The 16473-nt window shown below is 44.0% G+C and carries 15 protein-coding genes; 9 read left to right on the top strand and 6 right to left on the bottom strand.

Features of this window, described 5'->3' with window-relative positions; translation table 11 throughout:
• Together HQR03_RS14405 and HQR03_RS12935 are read left to right on the top strand one after the other, a co-directional pair.
• Positions 1-80, top strand: an 80-nt coding sequence (locus HQR03_RS14405; protein ID WP_173240431.1) for an IS3 family transposase, incomplete at its 5' end; no start/stop codon positions are given.
• A gap of 279 nt (positions 81-359) precedes the next feature.
• Positions 360-1172, top strand: a complete 813-nt coding sequence (locus HQR03_RS12935) for a 2OG-Fe(II) oxygenase (RefSeq protein ID WP_173240419.1) — start codon at positions 360-362, stop codon at positions 1170-1172.
• 151 nt (positions 1173-1323) lie between these two features.
• Here the strand turns inward: HQR03_RS12935 and HQR03_RS12940 are convergent, their stop codons facing one another.
• The gene (locus HQR03_RS12940; protein WP_173240420.1) at positions 1324-2118 is read right to left on the bottom strand and encodes a TrmH family RNA methyltransferase; all 795 of its coding nucleotides are present in this window, start codon (positions 2116-2118) and stop codon (positions 1324-1326) included.
• Positions 2119-2217: 99 nt separating this feature from the next.
• Positions 2218-3201, bottom strand: a complete 984-nt coding sequence (locus tag HQR03_RS12945; RefSeq protein WP_173240421.1) for a class 1 fructose-bisphosphatase — start codon at positions 3199-3201, stop codon at positions 2218-2220.
• Positions 3202-3591: 390 nt separating this feature from the next.
• Here HQR03_RS12945 and HQR03_RS12950 point away from each other — a divergent pair, with 390 nt between their 5' ends.
• From HQR03_RS12950 to HQR03_RS12960, 3 genes are read left to right on the top strand one after another with little or no spacing between them, the layout of a single operon-like run.
• Entirely contained in the window at positions 3592-4665 is a 1074-nt protein-coding gene (locus HQR03_RS12950) for an aspartate carbamoyltransferase catalytic subunit (RefSeq protein WP_025652217.1), read from the top strand.
• A 59-nt stretch (positions 4666-4724) separates the two neighbouring features.
• Positions 4725-5936, top strand: a complete 1212-nt coding sequence (locus HQR03_RS12955) for a dihydroorotase (RefSeq protein WP_173240422.1) — start codon at positions 4725-4727, stop codon at positions 5934-5936.
• Positions 5929-6477, top strand: coding sequence for a DUF2127 domain-containing protein (locus HQR03_RS12960; RefSeq protein ID WP_101212081.1), 549 nt, complete (start codon positions 5929-5931; stop codon positions 6475-6477). The genes HQR03_RS12955 and HQR03_RS12960 overlap by 8 nt, the downstream gene beginning before the upstream one ends.
• 216 nt (positions 6478-6693) lie before the next feature.
• Here HQR03_RS12960 and HQR03_RS12965 read toward each other — a convergent pair whose 3' ends face one another.
• The 3 genes from HQR03_RS12965 to HQR03_RS12975 form a co-directional block, all read right to left on the bottom strand.
• Positions 6694-7968: a cation:proton antiporter gene (locus HQR03_RS12965; protein WP_173240423.1), complete on the bottom strand. Its 1275-nt coding sequence runs from the start codon at positions 7966-7968 to the stop codon at positions 6694-6696.
• Positions 7969-8085: 117 nt separating this feature from the next.
• Positions 8086-9708 carry a DUF2254 domain-containing protein gene (locus HQR03_RS12970; protein WP_025652222.1) on the bottom strand — a complete coding sequence of 541 codons (1623 nt, stop codon included), beginning with the start codon at positions 9706-9708 and terminating at the stop codon, positions 8086-8088.
• Positions 9709-9825: 117 nt separating this feature from the next.
• Entirely contained in the window at positions 9826-11379 is a 1554-nt protein-coding gene (locus tag HQR03_RS12975) for a YihY/virulence factor BrkB family protein (protein ID WP_173240424.1), read from the bottom strand.
• A gap of 328 nt (positions 11380-11707) precedes the next feature.
• Between HQR03_RS12975 and wrbA the strand changes: the two genes are divergently transcribed.
• Positions 11708-12325 carry an NAD(P)H:quinone oxidoreductase gene (wrbA, locus tag HQR03_RS12980; RefSeq protein WP_173240425.1) on the top strand — a complete coding sequence of 206 codons (618 nt, stop codon included), beginning with the start codon at positions 11708-11710 and terminating at the stop codon, positions 12323-12325.
• A 39-nt stretch (positions 12326-12364) separates the two neighbouring features.
• Positions 12365-12838 carry a hypothetical protein gene (locus tag HQR03_RS12985; RefSeq protein WP_101212076.1) on the top strand — a complete coding sequence of 158 codons (474 nt, stop codon included), beginning with the start codon at positions 12365-12367 and terminating at the stop codon, positions 12836-12838.
• Positions 12839-12942: 104 nt separating this feature from the next.
• Here HQR03_RS12985 and HQR03_RS12990 read toward each other — a convergent pair whose 3' ends face one another.
• On the bottom strand, positions 12943-13713 hold the full coding sequence (locus tag HQR03_RS12990) for a DUF3108 domain-containing protein (protein WP_101212075.1): 771 nt from the start codon (positions 13711-13713) through the stop codon (positions 12943-12945).
• A gap of 527 nt (positions 13714-14240) precedes the next feature.
• Here HQR03_RS12990 and HQR03_RS12995 point away from each other — a divergent pair.
• Together HQR03_RS12995 and groL are read left to right on the top strand one after the other, a co-directional pair.
• Complete coding sequence (locus HQR03_RS12995) at positions 14241-14534, top strand: co-chaperone GroES (protein ID WP_025652227.1); 294 nt, start codon at positions 14241-14243, stop codon at positions 14532-14534.
• A gap of 110 nt (positions 14535-14644) precedes the next feature.
• Positions 14645-16291 (top strand): chaperonin GroEL, encoded by a 1647-nt coding sequence (groL, locus tag HQR03_RS13000; protein ID WP_101212074.1) that lies wholly within the window; start codon positions 14645-14647, stop codon positions 16289-16291.
• Positions 16292-16473 lie beyond the last annotated feature (182 nt).

Raw genomic sequence — 16473 nt, forward strand, 5'->3', positions numbered from 1 at the left:
ATTATTATAATCATGAGAGAATTCAGCTTAAACTAAAAGGACTGAGCCCTGTACAATACAGAGCTCAGTACTATCTTTAATTAAACCGTCCAAGTTTCGGGGGTCAGTTCAGTTTGGTTCGAGGGCTTTTTTTATAACTGCGTTAAAGTCTAAAAATCTTATCTAAACTTATCAATCTATAGCCAATATCTCGATATTATCTGCGCTATTTTCCTTGTTTGGTTGCTATTTTTTTCATTTTTCTCAGCATTTTTAAAATGAGGGCACGTTCTATTAGGATGTTGGTTTAGTTAAACAAACGAATGTGCGATACTATTATTTGTCTAAAACTTTCAGGGATAAGATTACAAGGAGTAAACATGAACGCAATTTTACAGCTAGAACCCACTTGGCAACAGTGGATTGCAGAAAACATCGAGCGCGGCGTACCCCCTAATAAGATTATCAGTACTCTCTTTGAAAGAGGGTTTTACAGTGCTGCTTACGAGTTAATGTCACAACAGTCGGATGTTATCAATATTCCCTACATAGACATGACTCACAATTCGATAGAATTGCCAGATAAGACGGTCAAGTTGGCATCAACTTTTCATCCCCCTTTTGTGGCTGTCATAGAGAGTTTTTTGAGTCATCAAGAATGTGACCAACTTATAAAAAGCACTGAAGGTAAAATGAAGGAATCCAGAGTCGTCAGTCCTACTGATGGCACTTTTGCCGCGCATCATGCCAGAACCAGTCTAAGCTGCGGCTTTCAACGCAGCGCTACGCCTCTGATAACGACAATTGAGAATAGAATAGAGGCTTTATTACATTGGCCAGCCATTCGCGGTGAAGGTTTGCAAGTTTTACAGTATGGGAAAGGTGCTGAATATCGTCCACATTATGATTTTTTTGACCCTAATAATGAAAATTTTCAAAGAAATGTCGGTAAAGGAGGGCAACGAGTAGGTACTTTACTGATGTACCTATGTGATGTAGAAGCTGGGGGTGGTACCAGTTTTCCTAAAGTAAATCTTGAGGTGCGACCCAAAAAGGGCATGGCTTTATATTTTGCTAACACTAAGTTTGATGGTAGTGTTGAACCTTTAAGTCTGCACGCTGGTATGCCAGTGATAAAAGGTACAAAGTACTTGGCTACTAAGTGGTTACGTACTAACCCTTATATAGGCTAGTTTGTATTCGTATCAAGAACAGCATCAACGGACAGTTCTATCGGTAAAAGGGATAGAATATTGTTCTAAAACCAAAAAAATAGCTGGATAACCATATGTAGTTATTCAGCTATTTTTTGGTTAATATTTCTTCATACAATCAAAATTAAGGTTAACAGTACTTCCTTTGACGCAACGTCTCATATAGACATAATGAGCCTGCAATGGCGACATTGAGGCTTTCTTGACCATTAGGCTGTGGTAGAGCAATAGGGGTGGCACACTGCATCAGTTCATCACAAACGCCTTGTCCCTCATGACCCAGAATCCAAGCGATTGGTTCTTTTAAGTCATGTTGGTAAATTACTGTATCGGTATGTGAGCTGGTTGCTAATAGGGGTATTTGGACATAATCTAATATATCTTGCACGCTGAGACCTTCATAGATAGTTAGGGCAAACTGCGCACCCATACCTGCTCTTAGCGTCTTAGGAGACCATGCTTGTGCTGTGGCATCGGTACAGAGTATGTTCTTGATGCCAACTGCTGCTGCAGTGCGTAGTAAAGTACCAACATTACCACTATCCTGGACATCATTAAGGATCAGGCAATCATCATTAATTATCGTTAAGCCATGGATTGGTATATTGATAAGCGCCATGATGTCGATACCCGTACCCAAGCTACGAATACTCTCATATAGCGAGTCTGATAACGTTAAGATAGGCGTATAAGTCGGCAGACGAGTTAAAACCTGCTGAACCTCAGAGTTATTATGGGCAGATTCGGCTAGCAAAATTTGGGTAAACGGGTAGTCACTACGCAGAGCCGCATCAATGAGATGAATCCCTTCAATGACAGTCTGACCTTGTTTTTTACGCTGGCGTGCCTGCGCCAATAGTGCCTTTACAAGCTTGACCGTCGTATTCTTATCTGAGGTAATCAGCTCGGTGGGATTTGCTACCATAATGGATCGCTTAAAAAATATAGAGAATTTGAACCATCAGTATAAAACCATATAATTAATAAACTTTGTACTGATGGCTATCAGATTGATTCGGCTAATTTATTGACCAGCATGCTTTACATGTAAGTCTTTAATGTAGGCCACTTCGTTTTTGCTACCAAGTACCACTGGGACACGCTGATGAATATCTGTCGGTTCAATATCCAGAATGCGATTAACCGCATCCGTTGCACCGCCACCCGCCCGCTCAATCAATAAACTCATCGGGTTAGCTTCGTACATTAAGCGCAATTTGCCTGCTTTATTGGCATACTTGGTGTCAAATGGATAAGTGAAGAGCCCACCGCGACATAAGATACGGTGCACGTCACCAACCATGGCGGCAACCCAGCGGGTATTGAAGTCGCGACCACGCACACCAGCTTCGCCAGCGATTAATTCATCGATATACTGCTGCATCGGTGCGCGCCAATAGCGATAGTTTGAGGCATTGATAGCATACTCACTGGTATCGGCATCGATTTGGACATTGTCTTCAATCAGTATATAGTCATTAGTGTCGGGATCTAAGCTAAACATAACGACGTTATTTGCGATGGTCAGCGCTAGTACAGTGGAGGTGCCATATAATAAATAGCCAGCTGCTAGCTGCTGATTGCCCGCTTGTAAGAAGTCGCTATTTTCACTGAGTTGACCTTGGCGCTGGTAGGGGAGAATAGAGAAAATAGTGCCAACCGCCATATTAATATCGATATTTGATGAACCATCTAGAGGATCGAACAAGACCAAGAGGCTGCCATCGGCATTGGCGGGAGTCGCATCATCAAGCTCCTCTGAAGCAACCCCTGCGCAATGAGTATTTTTTGCCAAAGCATCTAACAATAAATCATTGGCCAATACGTCTAGCTTCTTTTGCTCTTCGCCTTGGACGTTTTGATTGCCGGCTTCACCCAAAATATCTGCTAACGCCCCTTTTCTAAGTAACTGCGAAATGGTTTTGCCAACGCCTGTGACCGTCGTAATGACGTCGTTCAGTGCAGGACTGTTCGCATTGGTGTTTAAATAATGTGCTAAGGTCGTCATGAGGCTTCCTAATAAATGGCATGAAAAATTGAGAAAAGATAAGCGTTAAAGGAATTTAACAGGTAGTACGAGCTACTCTCTGAACAAGTAAATCTTCAAATAGGTGGCATAGCGTCTTTGTCCTGACCACAAAATCAGCTACACTATCGCTATTATTATTTATTGATAGTTTTACAATGCTGGTTTTCTATTGTGGTGGGTACCGGTCTATGCCTATTATTTAATAGGGTAGCTGAGTGAGTTTTATATCGCTTATATGATGACAGTAAATTGTAGCAAATAAGCGTCTAAATGTCCCCGTATCTGTGCGTATCCGCTATAAATCAACAAACAAAGATGAATAAACCCGTTATTATTGACTCTATAAACCAACGATAAAGACTTGCCATTATGTCAAATTCTACTGATAGCAGTGCAGCCCATAGCATCTCACCGACAGATTATGCCAAATTCGATCCCGATACCATTCATCAAAAATTGAATACCTCATTGAGTCGTCCACAGCTTAATGTAGATGGTGGTATCCGGCATTTTTTGGGCGTGGAAGGGTTAAATAAAGCACAGTTACAGGCAATTATTGCCAAAGCTGAGACATTTTTTGATGATAATGGACAATTGATCAATCGTCCTGAGCTGGAAGGCTACACGGTGATGAATCTGTTTTTTGAGCCTTCCACTCGTACGCGCACAACCTTTGAAGTGGCTGAAAAACGTCTGGGTGCCAATGTGCTGAATATCGATATCGAGCGCTCTAGTACCAAAAAAGGCGAGAGCCTGCGCGATACCTTGTGGAATCTGCAAGCCATGACGGCGGATATCTTTGTCGTACGCCACTCTGCCTCAGGCGCTGCCCATTTTATGGCGACGGAAGTCACACCTGATATCGCTATCATCAATGGTGGCGATGGCTGGCACGCGCATCCAACCCAAGGGATGCTTGATATGCTCACCATTCACCGCGAAGCGCCGCGCCCCTTTGAAGCGCTGTCGGTTGCGATTGTTGGGGACATTAAGCACTCACGCGTCGCGCGCTCAGATATCAGTGCCTTGCAAACGTTAGGTGTCAAAGATATTCGTGTCTGTGCGCCACGTACTTTGTTGCCTAAAGGCATTGAGCGTTTTGGCGTACAAGTTTATGAAAATATGAATGAATGCGTGACCGACTGCGATGTCATTATGGGTTTGAGAATACAAAACGAGCGTATCGGCTCGCCGCTGCTAGCATCATCGAATGAATACTATAAGCACTATGGTATTACCCCAGAGCGTGTAGCTTTAGCCAAGCCTGATGCGTTGGTGATGCACCCAGGTCCGATGAATCGCGGTGTTGAGATTGCCTCTAGCGTTGCTGATGGTGCCCAATCTGTGATTCTAAAGCAGGTTAATAACGGTATTGCGATTCGTATGGCAGTATTGTCACTCGCGATGGAAGGTCAACGCGCTCATCAAGCAGCTGGTAAATAATAGCTGCTGCACTGTCTTATTCTCACTTATTTCATTTTATTGATACGGTAATAACGCTCATGTCCACTATGCTTAATACTGATGCCCCGCTAATCGATCATCTTCCTGATACCTTTAAGGCATCACTTTCAAATACTGTGAAAGCCAAACTGGCCAGTCTTGAAGCTGGACGCGAGATGTGGTTGCTGCCACCGTTGGTTGACTTGTGCGCCCGTCTACGTGAACCAGGACAACAGCAACATGGCACGTTAGAGTCAGAAGGGCGTGCAGCCTGTGCTAATGGATTTTTGCATGTGGTTATTCCACCTGATACCAATCCTATCTTAGAAAACGGTTCACTGTTGAAAGGTTTGCGTGAGCGCGCGCTTGAAGATGGCGGTATTTATTTGCATATCTTGGGTGCATTAACCGCAGGCTTGGAAGGTGAGCGTCCGTCCAATATTGCGGGACTCAAAAAAGGGGGCTGTATTGCCGTCTCTAATGCGCGCCGACCTTTTGCCAATGATTTGGTATTACTGCGTACCTTAGAATATGCCGCGACTTTTGGGATGAAGGTATTCTTTTATCCTGATGAACCAAGTCTCTCGGGAGATGGGGTGGCGCATGAGGGTTATATTGCCTCTTATCACGGACTACAAGGTATACCGTGGATTGCTGAAACCGTTGCCTTGTCTACACAGCTATTGATGGTAGAAGAAACGGGGATTGCTGCGCATTTTAGTCAATTGTCTTGCAAGTCTTCGATAGAGCTGATGCGCTGGGCGAAAGACAAAGGCTTGCCAGTGACTTGTGATGTAGCTATGCATCAGTTGTATTTAACCGATGACAATTTAGAAGGTTTTAATGCTCAAGCCTACGTGTTACCGCCACTACGCAGTAATACCGATCAGCAAGCTATCCGTCGCGGGCTCAAAGATGGCACTATTGATGCTATTTGTAGTCATCATGAACCTTTGAACAGTACTGCTAAAAAAGCACCGTTTGCCGATTGTACGCCTGGCATCTCAAACTTTGATACTTTTATGGCGCTGGCATGTCAACTGGTCAATGATGATGTACTCACTTTAACGCAGCTAGTCGATAAAATCTGTCTGAACCCTGCAAAAATCGCTGGTATTAATACGCAATACGAAAATGCAGGCGGTGCCGTCTTGGTCGATCCGAATATTGAGTGGCAAGTCACGGCGCAATCAATGCTATCCAATGGTAAAAACACGCCATTCTTTAATCAGCAACTGCACGGGCGCGTCGTGGAGACGTTCTTTGGCTAATTTGCCCCAACGGGATGAGCCTTTAGAGCCATCCTCGAAGGGTAGCCGTCATGCAAGGCTCGGTCGGGATAATAGGCTACGCGGTGAATCTAGCGAGTCGATCAAAGCGGTGGCCGTCTATGAAGTGGCTAAAGGCATTGGCGCGCTACTCGGGGCAGGCGCGTTATGGCTATGGCATACCGACCTTGAGCGTTGGCTTGCCACCGCCACAGCAACCTGGCAGCAGAACTTTGGTCATCTTCTTGCACCGCAAGTAGAGAGTACGGTACGAATTGCCCAACAAGCCAGTAAAAACTGGCCTCTATTTTTATTACTGATATTTATTTATGCAGCGATACGCTTTATTGAGGCTTATGGCTTGTGGCAAGATAAAACATGGGCGTATTGGTTTAGTGTCATCGGTTATGGAATATTTATTCCCATAGAGTTATATTATCTGCTTGCTCGTCCGTTTGATTGGTTTAAACTGGCTATTTTTGTTTTAAATATTATCATCGTTATTGTGGTATACCGTAATATGAAGCAAAAAGGTCTAATATAAAGTTTTATAGTCAGAGCACTTTTAAACCTCTACAGTGTTACCCGTCCTAGATGTACTTAGTGTACTATCTGCGGTCGGTCGCCTTGTAGCGATTCTGAAATTCCTTGACTATAGATACTGATTAAAAAACCCAGCATAAAGTTAATCGCTTGTGCTGGGTTTTTGTTATCCGCAAGCTTTTATAATTGATAGCTTTATTGTTTATAGTTTTACTTTTTATAGCTCAACTGTTTTCTCTTCAGTGCGAATGCTTCTAGCGACTTTACCGACGCTCAGGCCTTGCACTAAAATAGAGAAAATTACGACTGCATAAGTAAGCGCCAATAAAATGTCGCGCTCTGTGCCCATAGGCAATTGCAGTACTAGGGCGACTGAGATACCACCGCGTAATCCGCCCCATGTCAGCACCTTCCACGCACCCGTTGGCAAGTTAAGTTGACGACTGAACGTCTTGGTTGTCATACCAACCACGATCAATCTTGCTAGTAGGGCGATGATAATAGTCAGACCGCCTGCGACAAATAAGTTACCCGAATAAGCGATTATCACTACTTCAAGACCAATCAAAACAAATAAAATGGCGTTGAGAATCTCGTCTATTAACTCCCAAAATAAATCAATATAATGGCGAGTCTTATCACTCATTGCCAGCTCACGCCCACGGTTGCCGACCATTAAGCCCATCATTACCATAGCGAGTGGTCCTGATAGATGCCAATGGCTGGCCAGCGCGTAGCCGCCTATGACGCCCGCTAACGTTAACAAAACCTCTTCTTGATAGCTATCAATGCTTTTTAGTAAATAATACAAAATAGCACCTAGCACCAAGCCAAAGACAACACCGCCACCAGCCTCGACAGCCAAGGTATGTGCCACATAATTGACCGTTGGAATATCACCGCTAGATAAAATGCCAAGCAACAAGACAAAAATAACAACGCCGATACCATCGTTGAATAAGGACTCGCCAGCGATGACCGTTTCGATGCTTTTTGGCGCGCCAGCTGATGCCAGAATACCCATCACGGCAATCGGATCAGTCGGCGATATCAAAGCACCAAATAATAAACACCACAGAAAAGGCAAACCAAAATCAAATAGCGGCAGCATAAAGTAGAGGGCAGTAGCAATAAGCAATGCTGACACTATCGTGCCAAGACCGGCAAGGATACCAATAGGTAGCTTGTAACGTTTTAAATCACTAATATTGACGTGCAGCGCCCCTGCAAACAGCAGCATAGAGAGCATGCCATCGAGCAATACTTCCGTAAAATCAAGCTGCTCTAAGAGGCTGACTTCATAATCAATGAGCTGATCAAAGCCTAAAAACCCCAAAAATATCGCGCCGATAGACAAAAGAATGGAGATGACCATGACGCCAATGGTGGTGGGTAACCCGACGAAGCGATGATTGACATAGGTCAACAAAGCAGTAATTGATAAAAAAATCGCGCTGATTTCAAGGATGGTCAGACTGGTAGTAGATGCCATGAAAGAAGTCTCAGGTGAATATAAAGATATCTCTAAGCCAAAAGCTTATGAGCGTGTTATAAATAGGAGGTTTGTTCTTATTTTACTAATATTTGGTATTGCTAATAACTCAGATCGCTAGCTTGATTCTGTCTGTAACGCTTTATCGATGTGGGCGGCAAACTCACTCACGTATGCAAAATATTGATGGGTAGCATCGTCATTAAGAATAAATTGCTTTGCCTGCTGACACATGGCTTTTAAATCGTTGACCAACTCGCTATAGCTCAGATTTTCCTCGCCTGCACGCGCCACCAAGCTCAGCTCATGCAGTAAGGTTTGTTGCTGTGCGCCATTCACGCGCGCGTAGTTAAGGTCGACCATCGCCTGACAGAGTGCTTTTAATACCATCAGGTCAGCCGTCGCGTAACGGCGTATCTCGCCAAGCGAAGTATCAATAAAGTCCGATATCTTGGGTGTATGAGTGACAACAGCCAAGATAGACACTCGCTGCTGCGGCACAAAATTTTCAGAGGTTTCGTCGTTATCTTGCGTTGGTGAGTAAAAATGGTATGGACTTGGTGGCTGACGGCGCATCATGGTACTTATGCAAGTAGTCAATGATTGCACGCAATTGACAGCCGTTTTAGGATCGTTGATACCAGGAGACAGCGCCCGTACCGCTATCTCAGTCATTTGTCCTAGGCTATACGCGATGTCATTAGAGTGCGTCACCCGTTGCTCAAGGCGTATGCAAGTGGCAAAGCGCTGCCAAAATATGCCGTCGGGTGCACGCGGTATCACCGCAAGATGGTTTATCTTAGTCTTTTTCAGGTTGTTTGGATGGTCTGCTGGGCGCTGATAGAAATAGCCGATGACATTTTTATCAGTGACAAAATGGCCCAGATTGGTATGGAGTTGTACCACGCCACCGTAGTCTTGTGTCAAAGTAATCAGAGATTCTAAATAAATTTGTTGCAGGTAGCCGCAGCTTGGTGAGTAGATGGGTGTCGCCAGCCAAGTGTGAAACTGCTCAACATCATGATGCTCGATATCACGCTGATGCTCGATATCGCAATGGTCGCCATACCAATAGTGAATGTTTTTAAGCGCATCGTTGCTGGCATTTTCAATGACATGCGATGCTTGAATGGCATGCACCATATGTTGCACGAAGTATACCAACAATAAGGCACAGATAATCGCCATAATAATGGCAAAGGTCACCGCCAACTGCGGCACACCAAAGTCAACGTCATACTTATGAATCGACTTTAAAACCAATAAGCTATAGCTAAAAGTACCGATAAACGCGCCTAAGACAAACTGATTCGGCGTATCTGTCAAAAAGTTACGTAATAATCGAGGGCCAAATTGTGAGGAGGCCATCGACAGTACGGCAATAGTAATCGAAAATGTAGTACCTGCGACGCCAAGTACTGCACCTGCAATCGCAGTCATAATTGCGCGCGCCGCATCATCATCACCAGTAAAGGCAAAACTCAGCTCCCTAACGGTTTCACGGTCAAAGTGCTCATCAATCGTGACTAAGATAGGGGCAAGTAAAATACCCGCAAGCACACAAGCGGTTGGGATAAACCAATAAGAGCCAATTAATTGCTCCCACAGGTTTTTCAAGCGATCAGGCAAGTCGGTTAGCGTCTTTAGCGACCATAACTGTGCGAGGTTTTTTAAGCCGTTCTGCCCTGTATCGACCGCGCGGGTAAAAAGAGTATTTTTAGTATGGTTGTCGGCTGCCATAAGTCTTAAGGTATCCAAAATAATAGTTATTCGACAATTAATAGATATTTATTAGCTAAGGCACATTAACCGCCATCACGCTCACTAATAATTTTTACTACTTATTTATTAGTTTATTTATATTGCTTTTGGGTTGTCTGCTTCAGTAATGATAGCGCTTTTACCGCCACGTCTATCAGTGTCAAGGGCTGCTGGTTGTTCGTCGGTATCTTTAGGAATCACAATTTCGTGGTTATGATTGTCGCAGTCTAGATCGCTGTCTTTATCATAAGCCGAAGGGTCAAAACGCGGGGCATCATGATGAATGCCTGAGTCGTCTTTGGCTAATTGCTGAGTTGAAGTAGTCATCGTTTTTCTAAACAGTTTGTTTTTATTCTGCGAGTGAGCGCTGGCTTTGTCATTTGCTGACTTTTTGCGCGGCTCACTGTTGGTAAAGATAGTGCCCAATGGCAAGTTCAGCTGCTGTTTGGCAAACGCTTCAGTATTCTCAAAGCGAGCCACCAATAAGCTTAGCCAAGGCTTTTGATCTTCTTGATTCATCTCATCCAGCTCATCCTTGATGGGTAGCGGATAAGGCAGCGTGCGATAAAAATCCCATAACGTCATGTTGCTCAAGTCTCTTTTGAGTACATAGTCATCATCTTCGGTCATGGTAATGAGATTGCAGTCCTGCAGATAATTAATATAGATATACCATTTCGGTAGCTCTTTGCGACCTAGCACATTACGCAGCGCTTGTTCGCTCACCGCTTCACCCTCTAAGTGATGGGTATACACGAGATTCAACATGTCTAGCAAGCTAAGTAGCGGATGGCGCGGGTAGACTTCCTCAGTTTCAAAAATCGTCAAGGTATAGCTAATCTCGACCCCTAATAAAATTAAGTTCCAAGACAAATAGATCCATAATAAAAAGATAGGTAGCGCGGCAAAGGCACCATAAATAGCCTCGTAGCTGGTAAAGTTGGCCATCACCGTACCAAAAAGATGCTTCATCAGCTCAAAAACAATGGCGACAAAGATACCAGCAATCGCTGCATTTTTCGCTGGCACGCGGGCTTTTGGGATAAACCAATACATTCCTATAAAGCCAGCAATGGTTATGCCAATTGAGACGGCTTGTACCCAAAAAGACCAATCAATACCATAACCTGCAATTTGGCGGTTTAAGAAGCTCAGGCTTTGCACGGCACTTGAGGCGATAAAGGCTGTACCCAAAACCAGCGGCCCCATAGTAACGATGGTCCAATAGCGCAGCATGCTTTTGATGCCACCTGAACGATTTTCTACCCGCCAAATTTGGTTAAAAGCACGCTCAATGGTCGTCAAGGTCATGATGGTGGTAAAAAACAACACCATCGCACCAATGATAGTCAGATTAGATGATTTTTCAGCGAAGCTATTAATGTACTCACTGACTTGCATGCTCGATTGCGGCAGTAAGTTACTATAAATCACCTCATAAATCTGTGCTCTGACCGAAGCCAATGCTGGTACCGAGGACAGAATCATCAATAGCACCGTCAGTATCGGTACAATAGATAACATGGTGGTATAGGTAAGCGACGCTGCTTTTTGCTGGCAATTGTCTTCAAAAAAGTGCCGGGTTAAAAATCGTAAGAACTGAAACCAGCGTTGGTGTAAGAACGGGAGTTTTTTTAATAGGTTTTCCATGTCGACCATTTAGCAGCGATGAGAGTGACAATAGTGTAACAAAAATGAGTCGCAGGCATCTGCCAAATAATTGTGTCAAAATGCACAGCAGCAACCGTTACCGTGTTTGGCTCGCTATAATGTCAAGCAGGGTTTGTTTGCATGTCAGTCAATGACTCGGGCATAATGTGCACATACATTTTGCTGATAAATTCTGCAAAATGTATCGCAATGGCCGTGTAAAAATGAACAACCTGCTGGCATATTAAAACGCTGGTACACTGCCAATGCTATTAAAGATAATAATTGAAGACAATAACGTCGATGATTTTATGAGGAAGTTTTGCTAATGAGTCAGACCGCCCCTTATGTTTTGGTACTCTATTATTCTAGTTATGGTACGACTAAGACATTAGCATATGCGATTGCCCAAGGAATTGAAGATGCTGGCATAAGCGCGCGTATCCGCACTGTGCCTACCGTTGCCCCCGAAACCACGGCAAGCAAGCCTGCGATACCAGATGATGGTGATCTGTATTGCACCATGGATGATCTAAAGGACTGTAGCGGTCTGGCGCTTGGTAGCCCGACGCACTTTGGCAATATGGCCGCGCCCATGAAATACTTTTGGGACAATACGGTCACCCTTTGGCTGGCAGGCAATCTACAAAACAAACCAGCTTCGGTATTTACGGCGACCGGCTCGATGCATGGCGGCCAAGAGACGACACTGCTGACCATGATGTTACCGTTGATGCATCATGGCATGATGATCGTAGGTATACCGTATGCAGAGCCCGCCCTCAATCGTACCAATCGCGGTGGTACGCCTTATGGCGCGAGTCATGTCAGCGGCGCGTTGCATGATCAACCGGTATCTGCTGATGAGCGTGAATTGGCAATTGCGCAAGGTCGTAGACTGGCTATCACAGCGACGGCTTTAGCACAGGCTAACTTTGGTCGCTAAGCTGCATTGATATATTGCTGATAAGGAAAAACCTTTCTAATGGCTACTAACCGCTCTAAGAACAAGGCCAATGCCCCAGTAGAGAATACTGCTGACACTGGCAAGCCTATTGCACCGATGCGCCAACGCTTGCTGCTAACGTGGTTGGTTTGGGTGGCATATCGGTTGCTGGCCTTGCCGATTATGATCAGTGTTTTTAATCCGACTAGCCCCGATATCATTGGTGGTATCGCTTGGCAAGCGCTGTGGTTGATTCCTGCCTTCATCTTGACGCCAGTGATATTACGTGGTCGCTCGCCCTATATGTTATTGATTGGCAGTATGCTGACCCTAGTATATTTAGGGGCGAGTGGAGTCGTGTTATTCACCCGCGTCTATGGCAGCAGTATGATTGAAATTATGGTTTATTTGCTTGATTTCGTGCTGTTGTTCTTGATTAATACTTGGTTGTTTTTACTGCTCAAACGTCTGCCTTCGATGAATAACGTGGTTAAGCAGCCTCGTTCTCGCTAGTCGTTCTTTATCAATTTGAGACATCCATTTAATCCCATAAAAAAGCGGTGCTCCATGCAGAGCGCCGCTTTTTTTGTGTTAATTATTTATTGTGAAATAAGTAATTAGTTAGCTTTGGTCAACTCTAAGTCCATCTTTTTACCATCGTTGATTTGGCTTACTTTTACTGGTAGATAATCTAAGCTTGGTGCGAGCCAAAAACTGGTAGAGCGGCTGTTGTCATCATGGATGCGATCGACACGCACGGTATCAAAGGTACCGGCTGGCACGGTGATTTTGGTATTGCCAGATTTTTTAAAGGGCGTTTTCTCAATTTTATCTTTCTTTGCCATATAGTAATTGCCCGAGAACTTACCGTTTAATAAGTCTTGGCGAATTTGCACCTCAAGGCTTAAATCATCAAAAGCTTGCTGCGCCATATTTAGGGTTGTTGATTTGCCTTTATAGTTACTGACGACTTTTTTACTGCTTGGGTTAAAGTCTAATTTATGCGTACGCCCAATTCCTAAAAGTTTATAAGTGGTACTGGCTTGAGTTGGAATGACATTATTACCATTGATGGTAAAGGTACTATTTTGTGCGGCGCTTGCGACACCGGCTACCCGTGCATTGACATTATATTTCCACGTATTGCCTGATTTATTAAGCGTGCGAGTAGCCGTGCCTTTGTATTTGTCTTCTACTGTAAAGCTATAATTGGCGCTTGATGGTTGAATGGTTTTTGCGCTGGCAAGGGTAGGGGCAGTCATACTCAAAGCTCCGATGGCAGCAATACTAGCGCCCGTGGTTAAGGCGGTTAAGAATTTAGATTTACTGCGCGTTGTATTATTAGCGTTAACGATTGATGGTTTTTGATTGATTGATAAAAAACTCATGGATATTCCTTAATTTCTATCTGTAGGATGGTTTATAACTATTATTATGTTCTTAAGCACTATAATGGTCATACTCTGTTACATTTTCAAGGGTCACCGCAGAGTCAGACGTGTGGCTCTTGTAGCCGATGTTACTGACAGTCATGACCCTATTACTAAGAGTAACTTACTGTGAGCACCTTACTATAAAGCACTTTAGAATGGGCAAAAAAGGCTCTGACTTTGCTTATTATGGCAACTCGTTAAAGCTTCTATGACGGGTTATCGTTTTTATATTGAGGTCTTTATTTTAGGGCGCTTTGAGCGATTCTTGGTTATTCGTAGATAAATGCGCTACTAACTCAAAAATTCTTGTAAATTTTTGGCGTTTACACTTGAACCGAACTCACCTTGCCCCCACTTTTTGAAACAAGCTCAACACTTATCCTTATTATGCTGTTTAAAAAAATAGCGTTTGAAGATATAAGTATTGAGACACTCAAACCAAATAAACTTTTAATTCAAACAACCAACTTATTGGAGACATATTGATGAATATTCGTCCTTTACATGATCGTATTGTTGTCCGCCGCATAGAAGAAGAAACCAAAACGGCCGGTGGTATCTTGTTACCTGGTTCTGCTCAAGAAAAGCCTTCACAAGGTGAAGTGCTAGCCACTGGCAACGGTCAGATTCGTGACAACGGTGAAACTCGCGCGTTAGATGTAAAAGCTGGCGACAAAGTCTTGTTCGGTCAATATGCTGGTCAAACCGTGAAAGTTGACGGCGAAGAACTACTGATTATGAAAGAATCTGATGTATTGGGTGTGCTAGAAGGCTAGTCCTTTTTGAGTATGTTTATACTCAGCGCATTTAAGACAATTGTTCTTAACAATACTGTATCGACTCATTCAATTGTATTTCTATACTTATAATAATGGAGTAATTTAACATGGCTAAAGACGTAAAATTCGGCATAGATGCCCGTAAACAAATGATGGACGGCGTAAACGTCCTAGCAAACGCAGTACGTGTAACCTTAGGCCCTAAAGGTCGTAATGTGGTGATCGATAAATCTTTCGGCGCACCTACTATCACTAAAGATGGTGTATCGGTTGCCAAAGAAATCGAGCTTGAAAACAAATTTGAAAACATGGGCGCTCAATTAGTCCGTGAAGTCGCTAGCCGCACCAACGATGTCGCTGGTGATGGTACAACGACTGCGACCGTATTGGCTCAGTCAATCTTGCAAGAAGGCATGAAGTCTGTTGCTGCCGGCATGAACCCAATGGATCTTAAGCGCGGTATCGATAAAGCCGTTCGCGCTGCTGTTGAGCAAATCCATTTGCTATCAACCCCAGCTGACGATTCAAAAGCAATTGCTCAAGTGGGCTCTATTTCTGCCAACTCAGACACTAAAATTGGTGAATTGATTGCTCAAGCGATGGAAAAAGTCGGTAAGCAAGGCGTCATCACTGTTGAAGAAGGTTCAAGCTTTGAAGATACCTTAGAAGTTGTGGAAGGTATGCAGTTTGACCGTGGCTATATCAGCCCGTACTTTGCGAATAAGCAAGACAGCTTAACCGCTGAGTTTGAAAACCCATACATCTTGCTTGTTGACAAAAAAATCAGCAACATTCGTGAGATCGTGCCATTACTTGAGCAAGTCATGCAGCAAAGCAAGCCATTGCTAATCATTGCTGAAGACGTAGAAAACGAAGCATTAGCAACTCTAGTTGTGAACAATATGCGTGGCGGCTTAAAAACTTGTGCGGTTAAAGCACCAGGTTTTGGCGATCGTCGTAAAGCTATGCTAGAAGATATCGCCACGCTAACTGGCGGTACGGTTATCTCTGAAGAGATTGGTCTGAGCCTTGAGACTGCTACTCTAGAGCAATTGGGCACGGCTAAGAAAGTCACTGTCGGTAAAGAAAACACCGTTATCGTTGATGGCGCTGGTAACAAAGCTGACATCGAAAACCGTGTGGAGTCTATCAAACGTCAAGTAGAAGAATCAACGTCTGACTACGACAAAGAGAAGCTACAAGAGCGTATGGCAAAACTTGCTGGCGGTGTTGCCGTTATCAAAGTGGGCGCTGCGACTGAAACTGAAATGAAAGAGAAGAAAGATCGCGTTGATGATGCGCTACATGCGACTCGTGCAGCGGTCGAAGAAGGCGTTGTTCCTGGCGGCGGTGTTGCCCTAGTTCGTGCAATGAATGCATTGTCTGAGCTACGTGGTGATAACGACGATCAAAACGCGGGTATCAATATCTTACGCCGCGCAATGGAAGCCCCATTACGTCAAATCGTGACCAACTCAGGCGAAGAAGCTTCAGTGGTTGTGAACGAAGTGAAGAGCGGTAGCGGTAACTACGGTTACAACGCAGCTTCTGGCGAATACGGTGATATGCTAGACATGGGTATCCTAGATCCAGCGAAAGTTGCTCGTTCAGCACTAGAAAACGCGGCATCTGTTGCCGGTCTTATGCTTACGACTGAAGTCATGATTACTGAACTTGCTCAAGGTGATGATGGTATGGCTGGCATGGGCGCTGGTGGAATGGGCGGTATGGGTGGAATGGGCGGCATGATGTAACTCTACTTCTGCTACAAAGCGATTTCTCTTTGTTAGACGCGCTTAATTTACAATAGGTACTATTTTCGTGCGTCATCTGCGACAAAGCGCTTTTCGCTAGAAGTATGACTTTGTCATAATGTACTTGTTAAACCTAGTTTAAATAAAACCCCGATAGGCTAAGCTTATCGGGGTTTTTTTAT

Origin of the sequence: Psychrobacter okhotskensis (assembly GCF_013248965.1) — a bacterium.
Classification (GTDB): domain Bacteria; phylum Pseudomonadota; class Gammaproteobacteria; order Pseudomonadales; family Moraxellaceae; genus Psychrobacter; species Psychrobacter okhotskensis.

Bases quoted from the DNA above. Each gene is read 5' to 3' on its own strand.
- HQR03_RS12935 (WP_173240419.1), top strand. From the start codon at position 360: ATGAACGCAATTTTACAGCTAGAACCCACTTGGCAACAGTGGATTGCA.
- HQR03_RS12940 (WP_173240420.1), bottom strand. From the start codon at position 2,118: ATGGTAGCAAATCCCACCGAGCTGATTACCTCAGATAAGAATACGACG.
- HQR03_RS12945 (WP_173240421.1), bottom strand. From the start codon at position 3,201: ATGACGACCTTAGCACATTATTTAAACACCAATGCGAACAGTCCTGCA.
- HQR03_RS12950 (WP_025652217.1), top strand. From the start codon at position 3,592: ATGTCAAATTCTACTGATAGCAGTGCAGCCCATAGCATCTCACCGACA.
- HQR03_RS12955 (WP_173240422.1), top strand. From the start codon at position 4,725: ATGTCCACTATGCTTAATACTGATGCCCCGCTAATCGATCATCTTCCT.
- HQR03_RS12965 (WP_173240423.1), bottom strand. From the start codon at position 7,968: ATGGCATCTACTACCAGTCTGACCATCCTTGAAATCAGCGCGATTTTT.
- HQR03_RS12970 (WP_025652222.1), bottom strand. From the start codon at position 9,708: ATGGCAGCCGACAACCATACTAAAAATACTCTTTTTACCCGCGCGGTC.
- HQR03_RS12975 (WP_173240424.1), bottom strand. From the start codon at position 11,379: ATGGAAAACCTATTAAAAAAACTCCCGTTCTTACACCAACGCTGGTTT.
- wrbA (WP_173240425.1), top strand. From the start codon at position 11,708: ATGAGTCAGACCGCCCCTTATGTTTTGGTACTCTATTATTCTAGTTAT.
- HQR03_RS12985 (WP_101212076.1), top strand. From the start codon at position 12,365: ATGGCTACTAACCGCTCTAAGAACAAGGCCAATGCCCCAGTAGAGAAT.
- HQR03_RS12990 (WP_101212075.1), bottom strand. From the start codon at position 13,713: ATGAGTTTTTTATCAATCAATCAAAAACCATCAATCGTTAACGCTAAT.
- groL (WP_101212074.1), top strand. From the start codon at position 14,645: ATGGCTAAAGACGTAAAATTCGGCATAGATGCCCGTAAACAAATGATG.